This window comes from Arthrobacter sp. AG1021, assembly GCF_003633665.1.
Taxonomy (GTDB): domain Bacteria; phylum Actinomycetota; class Actinomycetes; order Actinomycetales; family Micrococcaceae; genus Glutamicibacter; species Glutamicibacter soli.
Genome location: NZ_RBLB01000008.1, coordinates 405,800 through 424,998, shown reverse-complemented (window position 1 = coordinate 424,998; position 19,199 = coordinate 405,800). Strand labels below are relative to the sequence as shown.

At 60.3% G+C, this 19,199-nt stretch carries 14 protein-coding genes and 1 pseudogene; 3 read left to right on the top strand and 12 right to left on the bottom strand.

Features of this window, described 5'->3' with window-relative positions; translation table 11 throughout:
• Positions 1-107: 107 nt before the first annotated feature.
• The 3 genes from DFO58_RS10355 to DFO58_RS10345 all read right to left on the bottom strand — a co-directional run bounded on the left by DFO58_RS10355 (position 108) and on the right by DFO58_RS10345 (position 3,997).
• Positions 108-1,622, bottom strand: coding sequence for a peptidoglycan DD-metalloendopeptidase family protein (locus DFO58_RS10355; protein WP_120990589.1), 1,515 nt, complete (start codon positions 1,620-1,622; stop codon positions 108-110).
• Positions 1,623-1,864: 242 nt separating this feature from the next.
• Entirely contained in the window at positions 1,865-3,055 is a 1,191-nt protein-coding gene (locus DFO58_RS10350) for an ammonium transporter (protein WP_353616382.1), read from the bottom strand.
• 297 nt (positions 3,056-3,352) lie between these two features.
• Positions 3,353-3,997, bottom strand: a complete 645-nt coding sequence (locus DFO58_RS10345; protein WP_120990586.1) for a hypothetical protein — start codon at positions 3,995-3,997, stop codon at positions 3,353-3,355.
• 127 nt (positions 3,998-4,124) lie between these two features.
• On the opposite strand from DFO58_RS10345, the gene DFO58_RS10340 reads away from it, so the two are divergent.
• On the top strand, positions 4,125-4,775 hold the full coding sequence (locus tag DFO58_RS10340; protein ID WP_120990584.1) for a DNA-3-methyladenine glycosylase: 651 nt from the start codon (positions 4,125-4,127) through the stop codon (positions 4,773-4,775).
• A 26-nt stretch (positions 4,776-4,801) separates the two neighbouring features.
• On the opposite strand, the gene DFO58_RS10335 is transcribed toward DFO58_RS10340, so the two are convergent.
• From DFO58_RS10335 to ftsY, 3 genes and pseudogenes are all read right to left on the bottom strand, one after another.
• Positions 4,802-5,344, bottom strand: a complete 543-nt coding sequence (locus tag DFO58_RS10335; protein WP_120990582.1) for a hypothetical protein — start codon at positions 5,342-5,344, stop codon at positions 4,802-4,804.
• 160 nt (positions 5,345-5,504) lie between these two features.
• Positions 5,505-7,559, bottom strand: a pseudogene (locus DFO58_RS10325) (acyltransferase family protein).
• Between the two features lie 454 nt (positions 7,560-8,013).
• Positions 8,014-9,204, bottom strand: coding sequence for a signal recognition particle-docking protein FtsY (gene ftsY, locus DFO58_RS10320; RefSeq protein ID WP_047118943.1), 1,191 nt, complete (start codon positions 9,202-9,204; stop codon positions 8,014-8,016).
• Positions 9,205-9,372: 168 nt separating this feature from the next.
• Here ftsY and DFO58_RS10315 point away from each other — a divergent pair, with 168 nt between their 5' ends.
• The gene (locus DFO58_RS10315) at positions 9,373-10,605 is read left to right on the top strand and encodes an MFS transporter (RefSeq protein ID WP_183043159.1); all 1,233 of its coding nucleotides are present in this window, start codon (positions 9,373-9,375) and stop codon (positions 10,603-10,605) included.
• A gap of 68 nt (positions 10,606-10,673) precedes the next feature.
• On the opposite strand, the gene DFO58_RS10310 is transcribed toward DFO58_RS10315, so the two are convergent.
• Both DFO58_RS10310 and smc read right to left on the bottom strand, forming a co-directional pair.
• On the bottom strand, positions 10,674-12,116 hold the full coding sequence (locus DFO58_RS10310; RefSeq protein WP_120990576.1) for a glycosyltransferase: 1,443 nt from the start codon (positions 12,114-12,116) through the stop codon (positions 10,674-10,676).
• Positions 12,117-12,184: 68 nt separating this feature from the next.
• Complete coding sequence (gene smc, locus DFO58_RS10305; RefSeq protein WP_120990574.1) at positions 12,185-15,754, bottom strand: chromosome segregation protein SMC; 3,570 nt, start codon at positions 15,752-15,754, stop codon at positions 12,185-12,187.
• Positions 15,755-15,905: 151 nt separating this feature from the next.
• Between smc and DFO58_RS10300 the strand changes: the two genes are divergently transcribed.
• On the top strand, positions 15,906-16,721 hold the full coding sequence (locus DFO58_RS10300; RefSeq protein ID WP_120990572.1) for a serine hydrolase: 816 nt from the start codon (positions 15,906-15,908) through the stop codon (positions 16,719-16,721).
• A 3-nt stretch (positions 16,722-16,724) separates the two neighbouring features.
• Here DFO58_RS10300 and mutM read toward each other — a convergent pair whose 3' ends face one another.
• The 4 genes from mutM to DFO58_RS10280 are packed head-to-tail and all read right to left on the bottom strand — an operon-like array spanning position 16,725 to position 19,095.
• Complete coding sequence (mutM, locus tag DFO58_RS10295; protein WP_120990570.1) at positions 16,725-17,654, bottom strand: bifunctional DNA-formamidopyrimidine glycosylase/DNA-(apurinic or apyrimidinic site) lyase; 930 nt, start codon at positions 17,652-17,654, stop codon at positions 16,725-16,727.
• An 11-nt stretch (positions 17,655-17,665) separates the two neighbouring features.
• Positions 17,666-18,364, bottom strand: a complete 699-nt coding sequence (rnc, locus tag DFO58_RS10290; RefSeq protein WP_047118939.1) for a ribonuclease III — start codon at positions 18,362-18,364, stop codon at positions 17,666-17,668.
• Positions 18,365-18,367: 3 nt separating this feature from the next.
• Positions 18,368-18,571: a 50S ribosomal protein L32 gene (gene rpmF, locus DFO58_RS10285; protein ID WP_013348816.1), complete on the bottom strand. Its 204-nt coding sequence runs from the start codon at positions 18,569-18,571 to the stop codon at positions 18,368-18,370.
• A 2-nt stretch (positions 18,572-18,573) separates the two neighbouring features.
• Positions 18,574-19,095 (bottom strand): DUF177 domain-containing protein, encoded by a 522-nt coding sequence (locus DFO58_RS10280; protein ID WP_120990569.1) that lies wholly within the window; start codon positions 19,093-19,095, stop codon positions 18,574-18,576.
• Positions 19,096-19,199: the final 104 nt, after the last annotated feature.

The following is a 19,199-nucleotide window of genomic DNA, read 5'->3' as shown; positions in this document are numbered from 1 at the left end:
CTACCAAGAATATCAACAATCCGCCCCATGGCTAACCGGCGGCGCACCCAACATCGTGTGATCTCGGATTTCCGGCGCTCGGAACCGCCGCAGCCCGCGGCCCGGGCTTATTCCCCGTCCACGCGGCCGGCAGTGGCAGCGTCTAATTCCGGTTGCACCGCGGCGACGGGCTCCATGGCCTTGGCCGTCGTGGCGGCGGGAGGTTCAGCCGCGGCGCTGCTGCCTGCGGACTCGCTCGGCTCGCTGGCCGGCTTGGAGTCCGGCACCGGGGCCTTCGGCGTGCTCGGCGCCTTGGTGGAGCGCGGCGGGGTGCCCTCCTGCCCGGCCGGAGGCGTAGCAGGGACGGTCGGCGCAGCCGATTCGGTGGGCTTCACGCTGCCCGGCGGCGTGGCCGGCTGCGTCGGCTTCCCAGTCGCATCGGGTGTCGCCGTTTCGGTGGGCTTCGCCGGCTTGGTCGGCTTGGCCGGTTTGCTCGGCTTGGCTGGTTTGCTCGGCTTGGCGGACCCGGTGGGCTTCGGCGTGGGGCTGGCCGAAGGCTTGTCGCTGGCCTTCGGTGTGTCCTTGGAGGGTTTGTCCGTGGACGGGGCCTTGTGGGTCGGCGAGGGGCTCGGCTTGGGAACCATCGGGGTGTCGTCCTCGGGCACCACGACATCCGGGTTGTCGTTGACGTCCTTGGCCGGGCGCTGTTCCTTCGCGGGCGCCGAGGGCTTGCTGCCCTTGGGTGCGCTGTTGGCGCTGACCGTCAGCCGGCGGGAGTCGATCATGGCCTGGGCCTGGCCGGGGTTCAGCGGCAGGTAGTTGCGCGGATCGTGCCAGCGGCCGTTGATAATGACCTCGAAGTGCACGTGGCAGCCGGTGGAGTTGCCGGTGGTGCCGGCGCGGGCAATCAGCTCCCCGCGCTTGACCCGCTGCCCCACCGCGGCGATGAGCACCGAATTGTGGCTGTAGCCGGTCTGCACGTTGTGCCCGTGGTCGATGGTGATGCGCTTGCCCGAGTGCCCGGCCCAGGAGGACACCGTGACGATGCCGTCTTCGCTGGCGTATACCGGGGATCCGCAGGCAATGGGATAGTCCTGGCCGATGTGGATCTGGTTGCCCGGGCCGGTGGGATTTGCGCGCCAGCCGTAGGGGCTGGAGATCCGCCGGGTCTTGACCGGTGGCATGAGTTCCAGTCCGCCGGGAAGCTGGCCGATCTGCGCTACCTCTCCGACCAGCAAGGTGGAGGCGTTTTCTGCGCGGACCTGCGCTCCGAGGCCCCGGGTCCCGCCGACCAGCTGGTCCTGCTGCCCGGCGCTAGCGCCGGGACGCTGCGCGTTCTTCATCACGGAGGACGGGCGCCCGTCGATGTCCAGGAGCTGGCCGGCGCCGCCGAATACCGCAAGCGGGGCATACGGGTCGACGTAGACTGCATCGGAGCTGATGTCCCAATCCATCAGCGCGCCGGACGAGGCTTCCATGCCCACGGCACGCGAATGATCCGGGCCCGCAATCAGCGGTGTGGCAAGCGTGCTGGAGATTCCCAGTGCCAGCACTAGGCTGGCCGCCCCGTACAGGGCGCGCTTTCTCTCGCGCGGTCTGCCCGGAATGGCCGGCTCGTGGTTTACCTGATGACGCCTTTTCATAATTTGCCAGTCCCCAAACTGCAAATCCAAAGTGGCTCCCAGCGTATCGAGTCTGGGCCCGCATAGCCAGAGTTTTCCGGGCCTGATTGCCCCAACGACGCGGCGGAGCCTGATCTCCAAGGTTTTTCCAACAAACTGAACCGCCGGTGGCTGCTTGGCCCACCGGCGGTTCCGTCCGGGTTCCGGTGTCCCGGAGCCCTGCCCCTGTGCAGTTGTGCCGGTGAATCACCAGCCCACCGCGGCTACTTGGTCATCAGTTGGTACCCGCTTTCGTTGTGCTCGGTGGCGTCGATGCCGGCGATTTCAATCTCTGCCGGGACGCGCCATGGGCTGATTTTCTCGATGACCGTGGCGATCACCCAGGTCATGGCCGCGGAGAACACGATCACCACCAGCAGCGCCATGAACTGCGCAACCAGCTGGCCGGTTCCGCCGCCGTAGAACAGGCCGCCAGCGCTTTCGGCGGTCGGCATGGCGAAGAATCCGAGGAACAGGGTGCCGATGATGCCGGAAACCAGGTGAACACCCACCACGTCGAGCGAGTCGTCGTAGCCCAGCTTCCACTTGAGGTTCACGGCCCAGGCCGAGCCTGCGCCGGCCAGGACGCCGAGCAGCATCGCGGCCCACGGTGCGATGTCCGCGCAGGACGGGGTGATGGCCACCAGGCCGGAGACCAGGCCGGAAGCGACGCCGAGCGAGCTCGGGCGGGCTCCGCGCAGCTTCTCCACCATGATCCAGCCCAGCACCGCGGCACCCGGAGCGGCCAGGGTGTTGACCCAGATCAGTCCGGCCTGCTCGATGGTGGTGGCGGCGCCGGCGTTGAATCCGAACCAGCCGAACCACAGCAGTCCTGCCCCGAGCATGACCAGCGGGGTGTTGTGCGGCTGCGGGCGGTCGTGGAAGTTGTGGCGCTGGCCGAGCTTGAGGGCCAGGACCAGGGCTGCCACGCCGGCATTGGTGTGGACCACGGCGCCGCCGGCGAAGTCGATGGCTTCGCCGAAGATCTTGCCCAGGAACCCGTCGGCGGAGAGCATGCCGCCGCCCCAGACCCAGAAGGCGACCGGCGCGTACACGAGGGTGACCCACAGGGGCACGAACATCAGCCACGGGGCGAAGCGCGAACGGTCGGCGATGGCTCCGGAGATGATGGCCACGGAAATCATCGCGAAGGTTCCGGCGAAGCCCGCCGCCAGCAGGCCCGATTCGGGGGTGGCGTGCAGGGCGAAGTCGCTGATCGGGTTGCCGATGATTCCGGCGATGGCCGGTTCGCCGGCGGAAACTGAGTACCCCCACAGCACCCAGACGATTGCGGTGATGGCCGCTGCGGAGAAGCTCATGAGCATCATGTTGACGACGCCGGTGGCACGGGTCATTCCCCCGTAGAACAGCCCCAGGGCCGGGGTCATTAGTAGAACGAGTGCTGCGGCGATCAAGATCCAAAGACTGGCGACATCCAGCTCCATCTAGTCCACATCCCCTCACGGTATTTGGTGTATCGGTGAATAATTCTGTGACTTAACCGGATTACTCGGCGTTCGTCTCGATACATAATTCTTGGCCAGCGATGTTTCGCATGCCTCCACCGCTGGTTTCGAATGTGTGACAAACCGGGCCCGTGCGTAACGGTCTCTTTCCCGCTGTGTTACCGGGGTATTTCGAAAAACGCACCAAAGCAAAAACCGCGGCAGCCGGTGGACGGCTGCCGCGGTGGAGCGGTGAATTGCTGTGCGCTACAGGCGGGCGATCTTCACGACCTGCATTTCGGGCACGGTGGTCGACCCGCCGACCTGGGTATCGTAGGTCAGCGAGCCCGTCACCGTTGCGGTGACCTTGACGATGTCCTCGGCCACGACGTCGTCCAGGATGTCGCAGTTGGTCAGGCCGTCGCCGGCGTTGAAAATCGTGTTGTGCTCGTAGTCGTACTTGCCGACCTGTGCATGGCTGACGTTGGCGCGGAAGGTGCACGAACCGGTCGCCGAATCGAACTGCGTGACCCGGGCGTAGATGATCACGTTCTTGTCCAGGTAGGAGTCCGGCTTCTTCACGATCTGCGCCAGCTCACGGCTGGTGATCTTCTTGGCCTTGTTGGCCTTGGCCTTCTCGGCCTTCGCCTTGGCTTCCTTATCGGCCTTTTCCTTGGCCTTCTTGTCGGCTTCCGCCTTCTCGGCTGCTTCGCGTTCGTCGTTGGCGCTGCGCAGCTCTTCGGCCTCGGCCTGGGCCGCGGTCAGTTTCGTGGTGGTATCGGCCAGCTGGGTCTCCAGCTCCTGCTTCTCGACGGTCACCGTGGCGGCCGAAGCCTGCACGGCCTCATGTTCTTCGGTGGACACGCCGCAACCGGCCAAAACAAGCGCCGCAACTGCTGCGGCAACGGACATCGCGATTTTCTTCACGATGATCCCCCAATCATTTAAGTGCGAGTACCCGGCAACCCCCTGTCGCCCGGCAATCTTCATCTTGGCAGTGATCACCGACAAAATGGGGTCGCACTGCAATACTGGAGGCATGGATCGTCAGTTCTTCGCCGCGGACGCGGTCGAGGTCGCGCCTCGGCTCCTTGGCGCGGTGCTCGGCATAAGCAGCCCCGAAGGCACAGTTCGCCTGCGCATCACCGAAGTCGAAGCCTATATGGGTCTGGGAAGCAGCGGGCGTTATGACCCGGGAAGCCACTCCAAGGACCGCATGACGCCGCGCAACGCCTCGATGTTCCTGGATCCGGGGCATGCCTACGTCTATTTCAGTTACGGAATGCACTTCGCGCTGAATCTGGTGTGCTCGCCTGCCGGCATTGCCTCCGGTGTTCTGGTTCGCTCCGGGGAGATCATCGAGGGGCTTCAGCTCGCCAGGGAACGCAGACTGCACAAGCGGCCTGAAGGAACCAACCCTGCGACACTCGTGGAGCGCGACCTGGCGCGAGGCCCGGGAAACTTGGCCACGGCGTTGGGCATCACCCGTCCGCAGCACGACGGCCTGGACCTTCTCGCGGCGCCGTTCATCGTGGAGGAACCCATCGGGGTTCCGGATGCCATCGCCTGCGGACCGCGCGTGGGCGTCGCGGGCATCGCCGGCGGCCCGGAGTTCCCGTGGAGATTCTGGATTCCGGGGAACAGGACCGTGTCAGCATTCAAGCCCGGGCGCAATGCGCCACGGGCTTGACTGCTTGGAGTTTTACAGCCGGGGGTCTAGTAGTCCCAAGTCCAGCCGCCGGTGCCTTCGGGGTCGTACACGACCTGCCCGGAACGGTGCGGTGAATCGAGCATGATCTTGCCCTTGACCCGGTCCCCCGCCCCGACAGCAATATCCATGGCGTCCTTGACGTCGCAGGAGAACGCGGCGACGGTGGCAACGTTGCGGTCGACCGACTGGTTCAGTCCAGCCGAGGTTCCGAAGACCGACGCATCCAAAGGCATCAAGGCGATTTCTTCGTCGACGTATTTCTCTGCTGAGGAATCAAGCCATGCCTCGGCGTCGACCAGCAGAAAGTAGCCGTTCTCCGGCTTGATCTTCTCGCCGCTGCCGCGAAGCGTGCAGGAATTCATGACCTTGACGTCCTTGACCGTGATCTCGAACGACGGCTTCGTCGTGCCGACTACCGTCAGTTTCCCCGGCTCGCCCAACTCCTTGACGACCTGCGATTCAGCGTCGACGAGCACTTTGGCCCCGGACTGCGGATCCATGGTGGCCACATCCGCGAGGTTCAGCTGCTGGTCTCCGAACCGATTCACTCAGGAATCCTCGATACTAGTGATGTATACGATTGACCATAACTTTCAAAGCCGCCTATCTTCACATTTTTAATCGAATAGCTATCAAAATACCGCGGGTTCAAATAGATCAAAAAGATCCCGCGCGACCCACACGAAAACGTGAGCCGCACGGGATCAATCAGGACGCCGGGAAAAGTTCGTCGCTGTCGAGCTCGTCCTTCATGCGTTGTGAAAGCGTTCCGCTGAGGGAAGCGGCATACGTTTCGCTCAGATGCGAATGGTCCCAATACGCCACAAGGCCGCCAACAACCGAGTAACAGCGGTCCTCGCGACACAGCTGATCGTTCATGTCCACGGAGACCACCTTCGGGTTATCCAAGGCCTCAACGGCATCAGCCTGCGGATCCTCGGGGATCCATTCGTCGGCTGCGCCGCTGCATTCCCCGGGATCGCTGAGGTTCTCCGCGACGCAGTCAGGTACGTTGTCAAGAGTCTCACCGGGCTAAGGCGTATCACGAATTACAGCGACATCAGCTCCGCTATCAGCCCACTTGCCCAAGAGCTTTTCATAGGCCTCGGTTGCCGGAGCGGTAGATTCTTCCAAATCGTATCCGGCGATAGGCAACGATTGGCGGTTTGAACTGATCACCAGGTCGTAGTCTTCTTCCTCGATCTGTTCGGTCACCCAACCACCAAGCTCTTCGCAACCTTCTGTCGAGGATTGTGCGTCGAACTCCTGCGGCAGGCCCATGACCGCGCAACGGTTGACTACGTAGGTATCCACGCTCCAGTCATGCTCATCGGCCATGTTCTGCACGGCTGGCATCCATTGGCCGGCGTGAGAATTGCCTACCAGCGCAACCTTGGTCTTCCCGTCCCCATAATGGCATACGGGGCGCTCAGAGAAGCCGGTCTCCTGACTGGCAAAGCAATCTTCTGCGTACAGGAACGGCTTGTCGCTCTTGGCAGCCACCGGCTGAGGAGCGAGCGAATTGAAGCTGGTCGAGTCATCTTGTGGTTCGTCGCAGCTTTCCGACAAAGAGTTCGCGCCCAGGCAGGACTTCCCGACTTCCTTGGTCACTTGGGCAACCGCCCTGTTGATGTCGGTGCTGCGTTCCAGCTGGACTCCGCTGTACTGGTAAAAACCGCCGGCGATCAGCGTCAGCACCAGGCTGCCAGCCAGCAGGAATCGCGAAGCGCTTAGCTTGGGAGAGGCATCAATGAACTTCCGGAACCTGACTTCGACCAGCTTCTGGGTTGAGACAGCAATCAGAAGCGTCAGCGCCAGAACGCCGATCTTCTGGTACCAGTAGAAATTCTCGAGAGTAAACGGAAGCAGTACCATCAGCGGCCAATGCCAGAGGTAGATTACGTAGGAGTTGTCGCCAATGAACTGCATCGGGCGTACCGACAACAGACGGTTTGGCGAGTACCTATGAGTGGAGTGCGAAAGGATCAGCAGCGCCGTTCCCAGAACGGGAATCAGTGCGATGTACCCCGGGAACGGCATTTCGCCGGTGAAGAAGAGCAGGCTGAAGCCGATCGCGACGATACCGGCCCAAGCTCCAACCAAACTTGTTGTATCGGATTTGGCTTTGTAAACGCTGGCGCCCAGGGCCGCGACGAGCCCGCCGGCAGCGAACTCCCACACCCTGGTGAATGTGGAGAAATAGGCGAGCCCCGAGTTGGACCAAGTGGCATAGATTGAGTATCCGAGCCCGAGGAAGAACACTGCCCCGAGCACGGCAAGAAGTGCTTTCTTCCGAGACTTTCCAAGATAAGCAGCCGCCGCGATGACCAACCCAAGCAAGACGGGCCAGACGAAGTAGAACTGTTCTTCAACGGCCAGCGACCAGAAATGCTGGAACGGGCTAGGGGCATCCGCCTCGGCCAGGTAGTCGACCTTGTTCAGCGCAAGGTACCAATTTTGGAAATAGAAGGTTGCCGCCAGTGCCTGCAATCCCCAGTCACGCCATAGGGTTTCCGGTGCAAATAGCCACACGCCCAGAACGCTGAGCAGAATAACTAGGAACGAGGCAGGCAGCAGACGTTTAACTCGACGCATCCAGAATTGGGCCACGTCACGCAAACCAGTCGGCGGCTTGGAGATGAGGTGCGAGGTGATCAGAAAACCCGAAATAACGAAAAACATGTCCACGCCAATGAATCCACCAGGAAGACGGTTCGGCCAGAAGTGGTACAGAACAACCGCACCTACTGCAATGGCGCGCAATCATTGAATGTCGAGTCTGAACGATAAAGTTTTTGCGCCTTGTTTTGACGTGATTCGAGGCTTGGGTGTTCCGTGGTCCTGTGTCGATGTCACTGGCAGTCTGATCCCTGTAGCTTTCCGTACGGCGATCCCAAGTTCAACGGCCGTCAGTCGCATCAGGTGCATGGTGGCATTCCTGACTGCGCAAGCGTCGCCACTGACGTCCCCCGTCACCCTGTCTACACACGCTTTCTGGGCGGCTTCTGAGTAATACAGAAGAAAACATAGACGTTGACGCATCAAGCTTATCGGACGCTTAGGCTCTGATTAGGGAATTTACGGTACATGATGGTCACCACTCGCTGCGTTCCATCTCACAACGGCCTCGCGTGTCACCAACGTCGGATTTTCCTGCCTGCCGTTTTAAAAAACTGCAGCCCCGCCGAGGCGGGGCTGCAACCTAGCATCCTGTCAACTAGCCTTCGAGCAGGGCGTCTACGAATGCTTCAGGATCAAATGGGGCCAGATCATCCGGGCCTTCACCCAGTCCGACCAGCTTGACCGGAACGCCGAGCTGGCGCTGGATCGCTACCACGATGCCGCCCTTGGCAGTGCCGTCCAGCTTGGTCAACACGATGCCGGAGACATTCACGACTTCGGAGAACACCTTGGCCTGCGAAAGACCGTTCTGACCAGTCGTCGCGTCGAGGACCAGCAGGACTTCGTCAACAGTTGCCTTCTTTTCGACGACCCGCTTGATCTTGCCCAGCTCGTCCATCAGGCCAACCTTGTTCTGCAGGCGGCCGGCAGTATCGATCATGACGATGTCGACTTCTTGGTCGATTCCAGCCGACACGGCTTCGAAAGCAACCGAAGCTGGGTCTGCACCGTCAATTTCCGAGCGAACGGTCGGCACGCCAACGCGGTCGCCCCAGGTTGCAAGCTGCTCCGCTGCCGCCGCGCGGAAGGTATCCGCCGCGCCGAGGAGCACGTCCTTGTCCTCCGCGACCAGCACGCGTGCCATCTTGCCGATGGTCGTCGTCTTGCCGACGCCGTTCACGCCCACCACCATGATGATGCTCGGACGGTCCGGATGCGGCTCCGGGAGGTACGTGCGGTCCAGGCTCGGATCAACGAGCTTGAGGAGTTCTTCGCGAAGCATTGCCTTGACCCGTTGCGGGTCTCGACTGCCCTCGACCTTGACCCGTTCGCGCAGTGCGTCGACGAGTTCCAGGGTTGGTTCGGTACCGAGGTCCGCCAGCAGCAGGGTTTCTTCGATCTCGTCCCAGACGTCCTCATCGATGGAGTCCTGGCTAAGCAGGGCCAGAAGGCCCTTGGAGAACATGTTGTTGGACTTGGTCAGTCGTGCGCGCAGACGGGCTAGACGACCTTGGACAGGTTCAGGTACGTCTAGGGCTGGGGCAACGGGAGCCTCAGGCTCGACGACGCCAACCGGCGCATCTGTGCCATCCGTGGTGGCGACTGAGCCTTCAAGGGTGTCAGTTTCGCCTCCAGCAACGGTGGCGCTGGGAACGTCGTCAGCGTCGCGCTCAGTTGTGTATGGAGTCCTAGGCTTGCGGCCCTTGGCTACGAAGGCGGTGGCAACAATGCCCACCACTACAACGACCGCGACAATGATGATGGTAAGTAATAGCGAATCGGTCACGCTCTAAATCGTCTCATATCTTCGGCGTTTTGCCGTTTTCAGAGGCAAATTCGTCCATCCGACAGGCTCGGGTGGAAGGGCATAGAATGGCTTGTGGTCCCCGGACCCCTAATTCTTGACAGAAAGGCTGACCGCCTCAGGCAGGGCCCTGACATCGCGGCAATGACTATGGCATTTACACAGAAGGCACCGGCTCGTCCGCCCATTCCTGCCGAAATTCGAGTGCTGCTGGTTGCGGCATTCATCATTGCTTTGGGATTCGGCTTGATCGCGCCGATCCTCCCCCAGTACGCGGTGAGTTTCGATGTGGGAGCTGCGGCGGCAACTGTCATTGTCAGTATCTTCGCGTTCACCCGGTTGATCTTTGCACCGGTAGCTGGCGTACTTGTGGGGAAACTGGGTGAACCTCGCATCTATGTCACTGGCGTACTGCTGGTCGCGGTCTCCACATTGCTCTGTGCCGCGGTACAGGATTACACGCAGCTTCTGCTGGCCCGAGGCTTGGGCGGCTTCGGATCTACGATGTTCACCATTTCAGCGATGGCACTGATTGCCAGGCTTTCTCCCGACGAGTCGAGGGGAAGAATTTCTGGTCTGTACGCCGGATCATTCCTGCTTGGCAATGTGGCGGGGCCTGTGCTTGGAACAGTCTTGGCCCCGCTCGGCATGCGCTTGCCATTCGTGATTTACGGCGTGGCTTTGGTGATTGCCGCGGCAGTCGTCTACATGGCGTTGGGCCGCCGCCGCGACCTTGACGAGCAAGCCAACAATCCTGCTGCAGCTGGACAGTCGATCGAAGTCGTCACCATGCGCCAGGCCATGGGATCCACAACCTACCGGGCAGCCCTGTTTTCAGGCTTCAGTTACGGATGGCTGGCCTTCGGCGTTCGAAACAGCATGATCCCGCTGTTCGCCCTTGCAGTTTTCGGCCAAGCACAAGGCCAGTCCGTCGCCGGGATCTCCCTTGCCATCTTTGCAGTGGGCAACGGCTGCGCGCTGTTGTTCGCCGGCAAGCTCACCGACCGCATCGGCAGGAAGATTCCCGTGTTGCTGGGCATGAGCGTGCTCATTGTCAGCATCGGCGCGATGGGGATCTTCACGTCTTTCGCCGGCTTCATCATCTGTTCGGTGATCGCCGGATTCGGTGCGGGAACCTTGGGCCCGGCCCAGCAAGCCTCGGTTGCGGATGTCATTGGTTCAGGTCGCAACGGAGGCAAAGCACTTGCTGGTTTTCAAATGTGCACCGACTTGGGTTCTATTATCGGGCCGCTGATTGCCGGCGCAATGGCTGACTTCTGGAGCTACCAGTTGGCCTTTGGCCTTTCTGCCCTCGTAGGCCTCGTCGGAGTTCTTGCGTGGATCGTGGTTCCCCGCACCCCGAAGGCGGTCCCAGCCGTTTAGCATTGCAGATTCGGCAGTGTTTGGCAGCAGGTTTCTGATGCGCAATGCCGCATCGCTTGCTGCTCCGCCTACTGCTTGGAGCTACGACCGAAAACCTTGCCTACCCGGTTCATGACTCGCTGCAACGTTCCGGCTCTGAGCTGGCGGGCATCCACACTGACGTACCCGTTTGCGGTGCGGTAAACCCGGGCCCCAAGGTGCGTCGTTTCCGGCACCCCTTGTGGGAATTCAATGCGCTTGAGGCGCCCATCGGCCAGCAGCACCGACAAATCAAGCAGCCCCTGCGCACCGTCCAAGGGCAACTTGGCAGCAATCGGCTGCTCGTCCGCCCCCTGGCCATCGCTGGAATGAAGCGAAATGCGCTGTTGCTCTTTGGTCTTGCGTTGTTCGGCGACCAAGCTCACGGGCTTCGAAACATAGTTCGGGACTCTCGCGCTGAATTTCAGGTAGCGCGCTTCAGCCGCAACGGATTCCAGGACTGGAGACCGTTCTTCATTGGCTTCCAAACGGGCAAGACGGATGAGTCCGTCATGGTCGGAGTTGAGAATACAAACGACTTTCTCCCGGCGAATTCCCTCGAATCGGTGGAGGTCATCAGGCAGGAACTCGGCAAGAAATTCCCGATGGGCTTGAATCCATCCTTTGCGCTTGGCTTCGCGGTACTTCAAGAAACGCTGGCCTCGGTAGACTTTGAGTCCTTTTCTTGAGAAGAGCCCTGCGACAAGATCCTTGGCGTAGTCCGAATCAGGAACATCTTCCATCAGCGTGGTCGCAATATGCGCCAGCGATGCCGTGTAGCTTGCAGGATCGATTGGAGCCATGCTGATGTTGGCTCCGTCAGAACGAGCCCTGATGTAGTAGTACTCGTAGTCGCCGAGAATGCTGTTGCGGTGCGCTGCACAATAAGCCTTGACCAAAGCCATTCCGTCTTCGAGGCGCACCTTGTCTTCACGGAACCGGATGTTATTGGCACGCAACAATTCAGCGCGGATCATCTTCTGCGGCATCAAGGTCTTAAGCATGTGTTCCAGCGGCGCATCAATGACCGTTTGCGCAAAGGTACTCCCCCCGCCCTTGCGCCCTCCGGCAGGAACCAGCCGTGGAGCCACGACGTCGGAGTCATGTGCAAGCGCAAAATCCCGCATGCGCGTTAATGTCTCGGCACCCAGCCAGTCATCGGAGTCGACGAAGAAAATGTATTCACCGTTGGCGCTGTCCATGCCCACGTTCCGGGGTTTGCCGGCCCATCCGCTGTTTTCTTGATGGATGACTGTGACGTGCTCGCGGCCGGCCGCGTACTCGTCCAGGACCTGCCCGCCATTGTCGGTGGAACCGTCGTCCACGAAAATCGCCTCGAACAACGAAGTGTCCAAGGTCTGGGCATCCAGAGAGCTCAGAAGGTCAGTCAGGTACGGCATCGCGTTGTAGACGGGCACAACGATGCTGACGAAAACCGACGTGCCGGATTCCCGCGTTGCAGATCCGGATTCGGCTGGAACCGAAGACACCATGTCAGAGCTCTTCTCAGGCTAGTAGGAAAGTCTCAGCACACTCTAGCCCACCAACTGGCTTATTTGCCTCAGGACGCACTGCGGTCCATCTTCTGGCTGATCACAGTGGAGACGCCATCCCCGCGCATGGTCACGCCGTACAAGGCATCAGCGACTTCCATCGTCTTCTTCTGGTGCGTGATCACGATCAACTGCGAGGATTCACGAAGCTCCTCGAAGATCGTGATGAGCCGTCCCAGATTCACATCATCGAGCGCGGCTTCGACCTCGTCCATGACGTAGAACGGCGAAGGACGGGCTTTGAAGATCGCCACCAGAAGCGCCACTGCGGTCAGCGAGCGTTCGCCACCTGATAGCAGAGACAGCCGCTTGATCTTCTTGCCTGCCGGACGGGCTTCAACCTCGATACCGGTCGTGAGCATGTTCTCGGGATCTGTCAGGACCAGCTGCCCTTCGCCCCCGGGGAACAGCCTGTCGAAGATCCTCTTGAACTGCACCGCGGTGTCGTTGTACGCCTCGGTGAAGACTCGCTCCACATGTGAATCCACGTCCTTGATGATCTGTTGCAGGTCGCCTCGCGACTTCTTCAGATCTTCAAGCTGTCCGGCAAGGAATTTATGCCGTTCCTCCAAGGCCGCGAATTCCTCCAGCGCCAGCGGGTTGACCTTGCCCAGCGCGGCAAGGTCACGTTCAGCTTTCTTGAGCCGTTTTTCCTGTTCGGCGCGGTCGAAGGGTTTCGTGCCGACCGCATTGCCGTCTTCATCCACATTGACTCGAAGCTCGGCCCACTTGTCATCGGGGTCTGACGTCTCGGGAATCAATTGATCAGGACCGAAATTCGCGATCAGGTGGTCGGGGGTGTACCCGAGTTCTTCCAGGGATTTCGTTTCCAGATTCTCGATCTTGATACGCAACTCGGCGCGGAGTATTTCGTCACGATGCACTGCATCGGCTAGCCGGGAGAGTTCGGCTGCGAGCTGCTCAGCCTCGGTCCGGTTGCTCGCCAGCAGTTCTTCAAGTTCGGATTTCTTGTCCGAAAGCTCGTCCCGTTGCTGGCCGGCCATCGTCAATGACAATTCAATGAATCGAAGCACGCGTTCGGAAGCCTGTTCCACGCGCTGTGCCTTCGCAGCTTGCGCCTTGCGCTCGGCGGCGCGATTCAGCGCCACTTCCCGATGGGTGCGTTCGGCGGCAGCGGTGCGGCGCAGGCCCTCGACCCGGGAGCGCAACGCGGTCACCCGCTCTTCGCTGCTTCGCAGCGCAAGCCTGGCCTCAAGTTCTTGCTGCCGTGCAGCTGCCGCGGCGTCCGCCAATGCAGCCCGCGTCGCCTCGTCGACGGGCTCGTCCTCGGAATCGGTCGACGCCATGTCCATGCGCTGGCTGATTTCCTCGTAGGATTCTTGTTCAATTTCAAGTTTTTCAATGGCAGCGTCAAGCCTGGATTGCAAGGATTTCTTCTCGGATTGCGCCGAACGAAGCTTGTGGCCCAGACGGGCCAGGTAGTTGGACAATTCCTCAATTGCCGCATCGGATTCGGCCAGCTGCCCCGAGGCTTCATCCCTGGCATGCTGTGCATCGGACAGCACCGGTGCACGCCGAGCCAGTTCGATTTCCAGTTGCGCTAGTTCCTCCTGGGCCTGGCCCAGCTCCGCTGACGTCTGCTCGACCAACGCTTGCTGGGCGATCAGCGAGGCGCCGGCTGAATCTCCAATGGAACTGCAAAGCCTGGAAAAAGTCACGCCTTCGAAGGTCGTGAGTTTGGCTTCCGGGTGCGCTTCGAAAATCTGCTGAGCAGCATCGAGGTCAGTGACGACGTAGTGGTGGGCGAAGATATTGTCCAGGAGATTCGAGAACTCGTCGGCAGAACTCACGATGTCCCGTGCCGCAATGGCCAGCTCGCCAAGGTCGGGGGTGGAGGCCATCGGGACATCTGCATGGACAAAGGATGCGTTGGCGGACTGGTCATCCGCCAGTTGCCTGACCAATGCGATCGCGTCGGCTGAGCGCCCCGCCACCAGGTGTTCCGCGCAGTCGCGCAGGATTGCGGCGACGGCCTGCTCATAACCCTCGGTGACCGTCAGCAGCTCCCCCAGCCGCCCGGCGAGCACGTCCGGAGATCGTTCGAGCAACTGAGCGGAACGGTCATCCGGCTTCGAATTCAGCTTTAGGGCGTCCAGTCGCGCGCGGAGGCCGGAAATCCGGACCGACAGTTCCTGCCGGCGCCGGCTATCCCGGTTCTGGTCTTCGGCTAAGCGGGTGAAGGAAGCCTCTGCTTTTTCAAACAGGTCGTTGAGCTGGTGCTCGCCGGCGAGCTGTTCGTCGAGTTCGGTGCTGACCGATTCGTGCGAGCGCGCGTCTGCCGCAAGATCCGCATCAAAGGACTGGACGTTGTCCCGCAGTCTGGAGATCTCCGCGCGCGTCACATCCACACGGCTGCGTGCCGATGCCACCTGCGAGGCAAGTCGTGACATTCCCTCGCGACGGTCAGCGGCCGCGCGCAGCATGGCGGCCATGCGCTGCTGTTCTGCACGCGATTGTTCTTCGGCCTGCTCTTTGGCTTCGATGGCTTCGGCCAGGATTTCGTGGCGGTCTTCGACTGCCTCGACCAGCTCCTCGAGTTCCTCGCTCAATCGCTCCGCTTGGGCTTCAAGCCGTTCCGGATCACGGCTCGAATCGAAATGCGTTTGATTGCTTTCAAGCAGTTTTCCCCGTTCGCGCGCCAACGCGGTCAGCGAGCGAAAACGCTCGGCCTGCGTGGTGAGCGCAACCCAGGTCTCCTGCATCAGGGCGAGCCGGGGCGTGAGAATCTCGCTCCGCTCGGAAAGTTCGGCGATCTGGCGGCGGACGCGCTCAAGCCGCGAGGTGACGTCCTGCTGCTGTGCCTGGATCTTGGATTCGTCGCTGATGTCCTGGGCAAGCTTGTTGTTCAGCGACACCAGGTCATCGGCCAGCAGGCGAGCCCTGGCATCACGCACGTCCAGCTGGACGGTCTGCGCTCGGCGGGCAATCTTCGCCTGGCGGCCCAGGGGCGCCAGTTGTCGGCGGACCTCGGAGTTCAGGTCTTCCAACCGGTCCATGTTGCCCTGCATGGCCTGCAACTTGCGCAGGGTCTTTTCCTTGCGCCGCCGGTGCTTGAGCACCCCGGCGGCTTCCTCGATGAAGCCCCGGCGGTCTTCGGCGGTGGCATGGAGGATTCTGTCCAGCTGGCCTTGGCCGACGATGACATGCATTTCACGGCCCAGCCCCGAGTCGGACAGGAGTTCTTGGATGTCCAGCAACCTGCACGAGCTTCCGTTGATTGCGTATTCGGAGCCGCCTGCACGGAACAGGGTTCGTGAAATGGTCACTTCGGCGTAGTCGATGGGAAGCTGTCCATCGGTGTTGTCGATGGTGAGCGAGACATGGGCACGTCCCAGCGGCGGACGCCCTGACGTTCCGGCGAAGATGACATCTTCCATCTTGCCGCCGCGCAGCGTTTTGGCCCCCTGCTCCCCCATGACCCATGACAGGGCATCAACAACGTTGGATTTGCCCGAACCGTTGGGTCCGACAACAGCCGTAACGCCAGGCTCGAACTCAAAAGTGGTCGCCGATGCAAAAGACTTGAATCCGCGAACGGTAAGAGTCTTCAGATGCACAGCGTGAAATTCCTAAGTTCGGCCCGATATCGATAGTGTTAGTCATGGACGCGCAGACCATGTTCTCCGAGATGATTCTATCGAAACGACTCAGTGAATACCGGTTTCTGCTCGCCCTTGAGCTCAGCAAAAACGAGGGGTAGATCATTTCGTGGACGTCTTATCAGAGATCGAAAACTGGCCGGTGGTCAATGCAGTGTCTGTTGTCATCGATGGGCGGGGTTCAATTGCTGGCCAGCATGGCGACCTTGACAAGGTCTATGCCTTGGCTTCGGTCACCAAGTTGCTGAGCTCGTATGCATGCCTGATTGCCTTGGAAGAAGGAGCGATCAACCTGGAAGATCCTGCCGGGCCTGAAGGATCTACCGTCCACCACTTGCTGGCTCATACCGCTGGGTACGACTTCGATTCAGATGTCATCCGTTTCACGGTGGGCGCCAAACGCGGGTACTCCAACTACGGTTTCGAAAAATTGGCCGAACACCTGCAGCAGGAAACAGAAATCAACTTTGCCGACTACGCGCAGGAGGCGGTTTTCGCTCCGCTCGGTATGAATTCCACCAAAATCGCGGGAAGCTGCGCAAAGGATGGTCGGTCCAGCGCGGCGGATCTTGCTAAGTTCGCGGCCGAGCTCCTGAACCCGACACTCGTTTCTCCAGAGACCCTGTCCGATGCAACCCGGGTCCATTTTGAGGGCTTGGCTGGCATCCTGCCCGGATATGGACGGCAGAACCCGAATGACTGGGGTTTGGGATTCGAGCTTCGTTCTTCGAAGAATCCGCACTGGACCGGAGCGTCGCATCCTTCCCAGACCTTTGGGCATTTCGGCCAATCGGGAACGTTCCTCTGGGTGGATCCCGTAGACCGTCTGGCCTGCGTGACCCTCACAGACCGCAATTTCGGACCGTGGGCGGCGGATGCGTGGGCAGGCTATAACGAGCGTGTGCTCAAGGCCTACGCAGCCTAAAACTTATCTGGGGATTCGCCGCGGCCGCGGTTGGCATACAGGGCAGCTGTAAGAGGACCGCCCCATGAAAGGGTCGCGGCGGATCAAGGACTGGTGTCCTTGGTCTAGGCATCGAAGGCATGGTTCCCCTTCTCTCCCATAGGCATTCAGGGATCGGGAGAAGTAGCCGCTGGCGCCGTTGACGTTGACGTAGAGCGAGTCGAAGCTCGTCCCGCCAGCTTCCAGCGCACGGGTCATCACGTCAATCAGCGCCTCATTCAGAAGCGTTACCTCGAAGCGGCGGATGGTGGCAGTGTTTCGCAGGCCGGAAAGCCCGGCGGCCCAGAGCGCCTCGTCGGCATAGATGTTTCCAACGCCCGAGATGACTTCTTGGTCAAGGATTGCGCGTTTGAGCTGAGTCGTCTTTTTGCGCAGGGAGGCATAGAGATCTTCCGCACTTCGCACCGGATCCAGTACGTCTCGCGCAATATGGGCGGCGGCCTGTGGGATGAATTTGCTCATGCTGCCCGCACCGCCAGGGCCGCCATCAGAGGTTGCTGCTAGCGGCGACAGGAACATGCCGCCGAATATCCTCTGGTCGACGAATCGCAGCTCGGCGGGCGCGTCAGGCATGTCGCTGAGGGTCAGTCTAACCTTGAGGTGCTTTTCATCAGGAGCGGCAGGTTCTTCAACCAGAAGTTGGCCGCTCATCCCGAGATGGGCCATCAATGCGGCTGGTTCCGGGAGTCCGTCAAGCTCCATCCACAGGAATTTTCCACGTCGGGCGACGGTACTTACTGTACAACCAGTCAAGGAATGTTCAAAATCGAGTGGGCCGTCGTGATGCCGACGGACCGAACGTGGGTCCAGGACCTGCACCGATTCAATTCGGCGGCCCCGAACCCACTTGTCCAGTCCGGCACGGACTACTTCAACTTCAGGTAATTCCGGCAATGAAACCGACCTTAGCTTCGTGGAATCTGTTCGCCAGGGTGCAGTTGCAACCAGGAGTTGCGAGCAGCTTCCTGCTCCGCTTCCTTCTTCGACGGGCCGTGGCCGCTGCCGTAAGGCTCGTCAGAGATTACAAGCGTTGCTTCATAGGTGCGTGCATGGTCAGGACCGGATCCGGTCACTTGATAGCGCATGTCACCAAGTTTCTTGGCTGCGACTTCTTCCTGGATGACAGTTTTCCAGTCAGTCGCCGCGCCAAGAAGGCGAACGTCTTCCAGCAAGGGCGTCACGAACCGAAGGACCAACGCACGAGCTGCATCCATTCCCTGATCCAGATACGTGGCGCCGATCAAGGCTTCCATGGTGTCTGCAAGGATTGAAGCCTTATTGGCACCGTTGGATTGAGCTTCACCGCGTCCGAGGAAGATGTGCTCCCCTACTCCGAGGTCCCGGGCAATGATGGCCAAGGCACGGGTGCTGACGATTGCGGCACGGCGCTTGGCCAGGTCGCCTTCGGGAAGGTCCGGATACTTCTTGTAGAGGTATTCGGCAACCGAAAAACCGAGGATGGAGTCGCCAAGAAATTCGACGCGTTCGTTGGTTGGTATTCCACCGTTCTCGTACGAATACGAACGATGGGTCAGGGCAAGACGAAGCGTCTCGGAATCGATGTCGATTCCGAGACGCTTCATCAGTTCTTCTTTTGAAGACATGTCTTAGACGTCTGCGACCTTGCGACCCTTGTACTCAAGGAACAGCTCGGTACCGGCCGAGTCGGTGACAACCTTTGCCTGGTGAGGCAGGCTGTAAGTTACGCGACCGTTTTCAACGGTCTTAACCAGGTTAGGCGCGGTAGCCTTCCACTGAGAACGGCGTGCACGAGTATTCGCACGGGACATCTTCCGCTTTGGAACAGCCACGACTACTTCTCTTCTCTCTTGTCTGACGTATTATCGGGTGCCACATCTTCTGCGGCAATGTCGGCCAGCGGCGCAAGCGCTGCCCAACGCGGGTCCAGTACCTCATGGTGATGTTCGGGTTCATCATTGAGATTCACTCCGCATTCACTGCAGAGACCCAAACAATCCTCCCGGCAAACCGGCTGGAATGGCAGTGCGGTCCCAATTGCGCTCCGCACTACCGGGTCGATGTCAATCAAGTCACCAACGACCCAGTACTGATCCACTTCATCATCGTCTTCGAATTCTTCGCTGCCTTCATAGTAGAAGAGCTCTTGAATATCAGCCGCGAAATCGTACTCGATGGGCTCCAGGCAACGTCCACATTCCCCCGCAATCTGTGCGGTAGCGGTACCCGATACCAGAATCCCCTCATGTACGGCTTCAAGGCGAAGATCTAAGTCGAGCTCAGATCCTCCACGAATACCGATGAGTGCATTTCCCACATCCGTGGGTGCCGGAACCTGCTCGCTAAGAATTTTCATCGAGCCAGGCGAACGGCCGAGCTCTTTGGCTGATACAACCAAAGGCGAGTTGCGATCGACTTCGCCATGTGACGATCGATCAGAACGCTTATCGCTAATGATGA